Annotated in this window: 5 protein-coding genes and 3 pseudogenes; 4 read left to right on the forward strand and 4 right to left on the reverse strand. The window is 74.0% G+C overall.

Annotated features, from left to right (window positions below):
* Nucleotides 1–6: 6 nt before the first annotated feature.
* A pseudogene (locus tag DKL51_RS37395) lies at nucleotides 7–51 on the forward strand (hypothetical protein); the annotation flags it as partial.
* Between the two features lie 41 nt (nucleotides 52–92).
* Here DKL51_RS37395 and DKL51_RS36865 read toward each other — a convergent pair.
* Nucleotides 93–320: pseudogene (locus DKL51_RS36865) on the reverse strand (PspC domain-containing protein); the annotation flags it as partial.
* 144 nt (nucleotides 321–464) lie between these two features.
* Here DKL51_RS36865 and DKL51_RS03805 point away from each other — a divergent pair.
* From DKL51_RS03805 to DKL51_RS03815, 3 genes are all read left to right on the forward strand, one after another.
* Nucleotides 465–1,412, forward strand: a complete 948-nt coding sequence (locus tag DKL51_RS03805; RefSeq protein ID WP_109946345.1) for an NUDIX hydrolase — start codon at nucleotides 465–467, stop codon at nucleotides 1,410–1,412.
* A 142-nt stretch (nucleotides 1,413–1,554) separates the two neighbouring features.
* Nucleotides 1,555–2,454: an NUDIX hydrolase gene (locus tag DKL51_RS03810; protein WP_109946346.1), complete on the forward strand. Its 900-nt coding sequence runs from the start codon at nucleotides 1,555–1,557 to the stop codon at nucleotides 2,452–2,454.
* A 343-nt stretch (nucleotides 2,455–2,797) separates the two neighbouring features.
* Entirely contained in the window at nucleotides 2,798–3,718 is a 921-nt protein-coding gene (locus tag DKL51_RS03815) for a CDP-alcohol phosphatidyltransferase family protein (RefSeq protein WP_109946347.1), read from the forward strand.
* 61 nt (nucleotides 3,719–3,779) lie between these two features.
* Here the strand turns inward: DKL51_RS03815 and DKL51_RS03820 are convergent, their stop codons facing one another.
* From DKL51_RS03820 to DKL51_RS03830, 3 genes and pseudogenes are all read right to left on the reverse strand, one after another.
* On the reverse strand, nucleotides 3,780–5,027 hold the full coding sequence (locus DKL51_RS03820) for a phosphatidylserine decarboxylase (RefSeq protein ID WP_109946348.1): 1,248 nt from the start codon (nucleotides 5,025–5,027) through the stop codon (nucleotides 3,780–3,782).
* A gap of 541 nt (nucleotides 5,028–5,568) precedes the next feature.
* Nucleotides 5,569–5,805, reverse strand: a pseudogene (locus DKL51_RS03825) (hypothetical protein); the annotation flags it as partial.
* Nucleotides 5,802–6,589, reverse strand: a 788-nt coding sequence (locus tag DKL51_RS03830) for a LiaF domain-containing protein (protein ID WP_221623125.1), incomplete at its 5' end; no start/stop codon positions are given. The pseudogene DKL51_RS03825 and the gene DKL51_RS03830, both read right to left, overlap by 4 nt.

Genomic DNA, 6,589 nt, shown 5'->3' on the forward strand with positions numbered 1-6,589 from the left:
GTCCGGGTGATCTTCGCCGTCGTCACGCTGGCCACCGGCGGGCTCGCCGCGATCGCGTACCCGATCATGTGGTTCCTGATGCCCGAGGAGCCGGCGGGTGCGCCCGCCGGCTCCTCGGGCATCAGGAACCACATGATCGGGTACGCGATCGCGGCGAGCCCGCCGGTGGCCAGCGTGACGACGGCGAAGATCACCCGGACCAGGGTGGGGTCGACGGCGAAGTAGCGGCCGAGGCCGCTGGCGACGCCGGCCACCATGCGGTCGGTGGTCGGTCGCCGGAGCTGCCGGTACGGGGTCTGAGGGGTGCTGGTGAACGTCATGTCTCCACGGTCCCGCGCCGGAGGGCGGGCGACCTCAGTGACCGCCCGGACTCCTACCCTGATCGATCCCTGAGGCGCCAGGGAAGAGTCAGGAATCTGACTCTTTTCGATGGACGTAACCGCAGCGGGGGAGAATTTCCACCCGTGACCACCTTGCTGGAGCCGCTCCGCAGGATCGCGGCATATGGAGTTTGTGCTGATTCAGACGGCCGCGTATTGCTGGTCCGCGCATCGCAGCGCTCCGGCACCCCCGGCACGTGGTCGTTGCCTGGCGGGGCGGTCGACCACGGTGAGGATCCCAACCACACCGTCGTCCGGGAGACCGCGGCGGAGACCGGGCTCTCGGTCGCCGTCTCCGGGCTCCGGGACGTGCTCGCCGACATGCGGGCGCTGCCCGACCGGGGCATCACCATCCACACCGACCGCCTCCTCTACACCGTCGCGGTCCGGGGCGGCACGTTGACCGACCGGGTCGACCGCCCGACCGATCTGGCCCGCTGGTTCACCCCGGAGGAGGCCCGGGAGCTGCCGCTGCGGTCGTTCGCCGCGCGTGCCCTGGGGCTCCCCACCTCCTCGGCCGACGTGGTGCCGGAGGAGGTCCCCGAGTTCCCCTCCTTCTACGCCGTCCCCGGCCCGGACGGCCTGCACCGGGCGCAGCGCTTCGCCGCGTACGCCGTGGTCACCGACCCGGAGGAGCGGGTGCTGCTCACCCGGGTGTCCGACGGGTACCCGGGGGCCGGCTGCTGGCACCTGCCGGGCGGCGGCACGGACTACGGCGAGCAGCCGGGCGCGGCGTTGATCCGGGAGCTGGTCGAGGAGACCGGGCAGACCGGCCGCCTGGTCGAGCTGCTCGGGGTGGCCAGCCACCGGGACGCCGCCTCGCTCGGCCCCGAGGGCTACCCGATCGACTGGCACGGGGTGCGCGCCTTCTACCGCGTCGTCGTCGACCAGCCGGCGCCGCCCACCGTGGCCGACGTCGGCGGTTCCACCTGTGAGGCCCGCTGGTTCCGCCGCGAGGAGCTGGGCGCCCTCCCCACCGACCGCCTCACCGAGGTCACTGCCGAAGCCGTCCACGCCGCCCACCTCATCTGACCCCCGTCCCCACCCTTCCCGCCCCGCCCGCCGGTTTTTCCGGTGTTCATGAAGTTATTGCCACGCCACGCCGCTGCAACGGGCAATAGGTTCATGATCGACGGAACGGTCAGGCGGGCCGGGGAACGGGAGGCGAGGGCTGGTGGAGGAGCGGCGGCGGATCGGGGCGTACGGGCTGTGCCGGGAGGACGGGCGGGTGCTGCTCGTTCGCGGGTCGGCCGCGGCGGACTTCCCCGGGGTCTGGCAGCTGCCGGGCGGCGGGCTCCGGCACGCCGAGCATCCCGAGGCGGCGGTGGTCCGCGAGCTCGCCGAGGAGACCGGCATCGCCGTGGAGGTGGCCGGGGTGCGGGCCGCCGTGTCGGATGTGACGCGGTACCCCGACCTCGGGGTCGCGCTGCACACCGACCGGGTCATCTTCGACGTCACACCCGTCGGAGGGACGCTCCGGGACGAGACGGACGCCACCACCGACCTGGCCCGCTGGTGCACTCTCGACGAGGCGGCCGAGCTGCCGCTGTTGCCGTTCACCGCCGAGCTGCTCGGCCTGCCGGTCGACCCCCTGCCCGAGCCCACCACTCGGGGTGCGTTCGCGCCGCTCTCCACCGACCGGCGGCAGCGGTTCGCCGCGTACGGGCTGGTGACCGATCCGGCCGGGCGGGTGCTGTTGACCATGATCGCGGACGGGTACCCGGGCGCCGGGAAGTGGCACCTGCCCGGCGGTGGCACCGATCACGGGGAGCAGCCGGCCGCCGGGCTGCTCCGTGAGCTTGTCGAGGAGGCCGGCCAGCTCGGCCGGGTGGTCGACCTGATGGCGGTGGACAACCTGCACAACCCGGCCGCGCTCGGCCCGGAGGGGCGCCCGCTGGACTGGCACAGCGTCCGGGTGATCTACCGGGTTCGGGTGGACGTGCCCACCGAGGCGGTGGTGACGGAGCTGGCGGGCGGCTCCACCGCGCGGGCCGCCTGGTTCGCCCAGGAGCAGGTCGGCGGGCTGAGGTTGACCGACGTCGCGGCCCGGGCAACCGTACGTCCGGGTAGGTAGCACCCACTCGCCGCGCCGAACCTGGCCGCCTCCGGTACAGTCGAGAGTCGGGGTTGGTGGATAAACGGGCGATGAAGCCCGAGATGGGAATAAGAGAGCGGTTCGCGCGGGTTAACGGAGATATAAGTACCGCCGGCAGCTATCGCCAAGCCCCGTCCCCTTATGCAATGGTGTACTCCGCAAACGGCTGCCGGGCCAGAAACGGTCCGGCACGAGACAGCCGGACGCCCGCCCCGTGGCGGTAAGCCGATCCGGTGATGGAGGAAACGTGCCGAGAGCCCCATGGCGCCGGCGTCGTACGACTGACAGTCCGCGCCCCGCAGGGCGTCGCTGGGCGGGCCGGTTGCGCCGCAGCAGCACGTTCGCCCGCCAGGTGCTGCTGGTCCGGGTGGGTCGCCGTGACGGCGACACCGTCGTCGGCGCCGACCTGGTCGTTCCCGACCACCGCTACGCCGACCGGCAGCGCCGTCGCTACGGCCGCAACCGGTTCGACCGGGCCGAGGTCGACGCGGTGATGCCGGTCAGCCCGGCTCTGCCCCCGACGGCGCCGGTGGACGACACGCCGTCGATGTCCATCCCGCTGCTGCCGGGTGAGCGCACTGCCGCGCGTCGGATGAAGTTCGCCCTGGTCAACGCCTGCACCCTGAGCAGCCTGATGCTCGGCATGCTGGCCATCTTCCTGGCCATGCAGGGCGAGGTCCGGATCGCGGCGCTCTGCCTGATCGCCTGCGTCGCCTTCGACGGCCTCGACGGCGCGCTGGCCCGCAAGCTCGGCGTGGCCAGCCCGTTCGGCGCCCAGATGGACTCGCTGGCCGACATGTGCTCCTTCGGCCTGGCCGCACCGGTGGTGGTCTATGCCTCACTGGCCGGCTCGGTGCCGCCGGGGGCCGCCGCGGTGGCCTGCGCTCTCGTCGCGGCCTGTGCCGCGATCCGGCTCGCCCGGTTCAACGTCTCGCCGAAGGACGGCCGGTTCTTCTGCGGCGTACCGACCACCATGGCGGCGGCCGTGCTGGCCCTGACGGTGGCGATCGGCCTGCCCGTCCCCGGCCTGGTGATGGTCGCCGCGGTGGCGCTGCTCGCCTTCACGATGGTCTCCAGCTTCCCGTACGCCAAGCTGGCCCGGCTGGTGAAGCTGCCGCCGTGGCTCTGGCTGGCCCCGGTGGTCGGCGCGCTGATCGACATCCGGCTCACCTTCGCCCTGGTGGTGGTGGGTTACCTGGTCAGCGGCCCGCTGCTCTGGCTGCACCAGCGCCGTACCGCCTGATCCACTCCACGTACGCAGAAGGGGCGCCGCGACCGCGGCGCCCCTTCTCGCGTCTGTCGGCTCAGACCCAGCGGGCGATGACGGTCGAGCCGCCGACCACCTTGTCGCCCGGGCCGACCAGCGGCTCGGCGGCGTCCACCGGAAGGTAGACGTCGGTGCGCGAGCCGAACCGGATCAGCCCGAACCGCTCGCCCCTGGCCAGCAGCGCCCCGACCGGCGCCCGCTGCACGATCCGCCGGGCGATCAGGCCGGTGCGCTGCGCGACCACCACCGTGCCGTGGTCGGTTTCCAGCACCGTGTACGCCGCCACGTTGTGCTCGGCGTCCGGCTTCATCGCGTTGACGAAGCCGCCGTCGGCGACGAAGTAGTCGACCACCTTCCCGGCGACCGGGGCGCGGTTGACATGCACGTCCAGCACGGAGAGGAAGACCGCGATCCGCAGCCACTCGCCCTCGCCGAAGCGCTCGTCGTGCAGCCGCTGGACCGAGAGGACCTGGCCGTCGGCGGCGGCGACCACGGCCGACGGGTCCTCCGGGACGTCCCGCTCGGGGTCGCGGAAGAAGGCGGCCACCGGGGCCGCGGCCAGCGCCGGGAGCAGCCAGAGCTTCGACTTCGGCCGGGTCACCCGGGCCAGCGCGGCCAGCCCGAGGGTGATGCCGGCCGCGGCGACCCCGTTGGAGTCGATGTGCATGGTCCGGGTCAGCGGCACGCTTGACGGCCGGTACGCCGGGGAGAGCCGGGCGGCCACCGCGGCGCTGGCCGGCGTGAAGCGGAGGTGGTGCACCCGGACCGGCGGCGAGTTGCGCAGCACCAGATCGGTCCGGACGCCGTGCAGCACGCTCTGCCGGTCCAGCTCGGCGGCGGCGCCCTCGGTCCGGAAGACCGGCGTGGCCACGCTCAGCACCGCGCCGTCGGCGAGGTACTTGGCGAGCCCGTCCACCGCCACGCGGGCCTCGTCGGCGGTGCCGGTGAACGGGTCGGCGGCGATGACCACCTCGGCGGCGTCCGCCTCCGCCAGGGTGTCGGCCACCCGGACCCGGTCGGCGACCCACCGCCCCTGGGCCGACACGTGGTCGCGGAGCGCGGCGGCGGACGACCCCTCCGCCGGCACGACGGTGAGTCGGTCGCCGGGGAGCAGCGCCTCGACCGCCGCGGCCAGCACCGCGGACTCCGGTGCCGCGCCGACCAGCAGGGCGGCCTTCGGGTCGTTTCGCCGGGCGAGCTCGGCGACGAGGGTACGGGCGGCGCGCTCGCCGATGCGGACCGGACCGGACGGGCCGGGGGTGCGCACGGCGGGTGACTGGGTCATGTCGGACGGGCTCCTGACGAGGTAGAGGCGTACATCGCGGCGGGACCGCCACAGCGACCTGGTCGGCTGGGCCGCGGCCCGGGCTCGGCGACCACGGCTGCCGGCCCGGGCGGAACCCGGCGGCCCGGCCGCGGCCGGGGCCCCACGGCGTGGGCCGGCCTGCGGAGGCGAGATCTCCACCAGCCAGCATAGGCGTCGCCGCCCCAGCCCCGCACCGCCGCGGTCAGCCTGTCGGCCGGTCCTCCCTGGTCGGCGGACCCGTCATCCGGCCCGGCTCGTCGCCGAGGGTCGGCTGCTCCCGCGTCGCCGGTTCGGTGTCGTCGCCGAGGGTCGGCTGCTCCCGGATCGCCGGCTCGGTGTCGCCGCCCGCCCGCTCGTCCGGCGGGGCGGACGGCGACCAGTGCGGGTCGCCCCCAGTGCCGCTGACCGGGCGGTCCTGGGTCGCCCCGACCGGGATGTCGGCCATCGCGTCCGTGGGCCACTCGTCGGCCTCGGCTGCCGGCGGCCCCACCCACGGCCGGGCGCCCTCCTCGTACGGCGCCGACACGGTGGTCTCGGTGTCCGTGGCGGCGGCGGGAGCCTCCCGGTCGGCGTGCCGCCCGGAGCGCAGTGCGCCGACCAGGCCCAGCACTCCGATCAGGATGAGCGCGCCGGCCAGGAACCAGCCCACCGGCGGCAGGGTGAGCCCGAGGATCCGGGCGAGCAGCCACCAGAGGGAGAGGGCGAGGAAGACCAGCCCGAAGGCGAACGAGACGATGTCCGTGCGGTGGGCCTTCACCGGGTCACCTCCAGGTTGCCGGCGTTGACGTGGATGTAGAGGCGCAGGGTGCCGCCACCGGGCCCGTCCGGGCCGACGTCGGTGCTCTCCCGCAGCCTGCCGTCCAGCCCGCCGGAGTGCTGGCCGAAGATGGTGGCGTCGCCGGCGTTCACGTCGGCCACCGTGGTGACGTCGACGTTCGGCGGTACCACCACGGTCGCCTTGCCGAGGTTGATGGCCACGGTGATCTGGGTGTCCTTCTTGTCGAAGTCGATCCCGCGCAGGTCGAGCACGGCGTCGCCGAAGTTGTTCTCGTACCGGGTGGCCAGGTCGCGGTAGTCGGTGGGGGCCCAGGTGACGTTGCCGTCGACGCCGCGTACCCGGTCGTAGGACTCGGCGACGGTGGCGACGCCGAGCGCCGCCGCGGTCACCAGGCCGAGTGCGATCAACCAGCGGGCCCGACCGAACCACGTGCCCACCAGCAGCCCGAGCCCGATCGTTGCCAGCGCCGCGGCGAAGTAGCCGGCGGCCCCGACGGAAAAGACGTCCAGCAGGTCGAGGACGGCGACCACGCCCAGCGCCAGGAAGATCAGCGAGAAGGTCACCGCGCCAAGTGCCGACCGTTCCTTCGGTCGCTTCGGCGCCCGAACCGGGGGCGCGGTGGGTGCGGGCGTCGGCGGGTACGGCCCGGCGTACGGGCCGCGGGGCGCGAACGGCTCCCGGTACCCGGTGGGGGGCAGCGGCGCGGTCACCGGCGACGCCGTGCTCGACCTGCGCGGGATCGACTTCGACAAGAAGGACACCC

It is taken from the genome of Micromonospora globispora, assembly GCF_003857015.1.
In the GTDB taxonomy this organism is placed as follows: domain Bacteria; phylum Actinomycetota; class Actinomycetes; order Mycobacteriales; family Micromonosporaceae; genus Micromonospora; species Micromonospora globispora.

Excerpts from the sequence above, each read along its gene's own strand:
- DKL51_RS03820 (WP_109946348.1), bottom strand. The coding sequence starts at position 5,027 with ATGACCCAGTCACCCGCCGTGCGCACCCCCGGCCCGTCCGGTCCGGTC.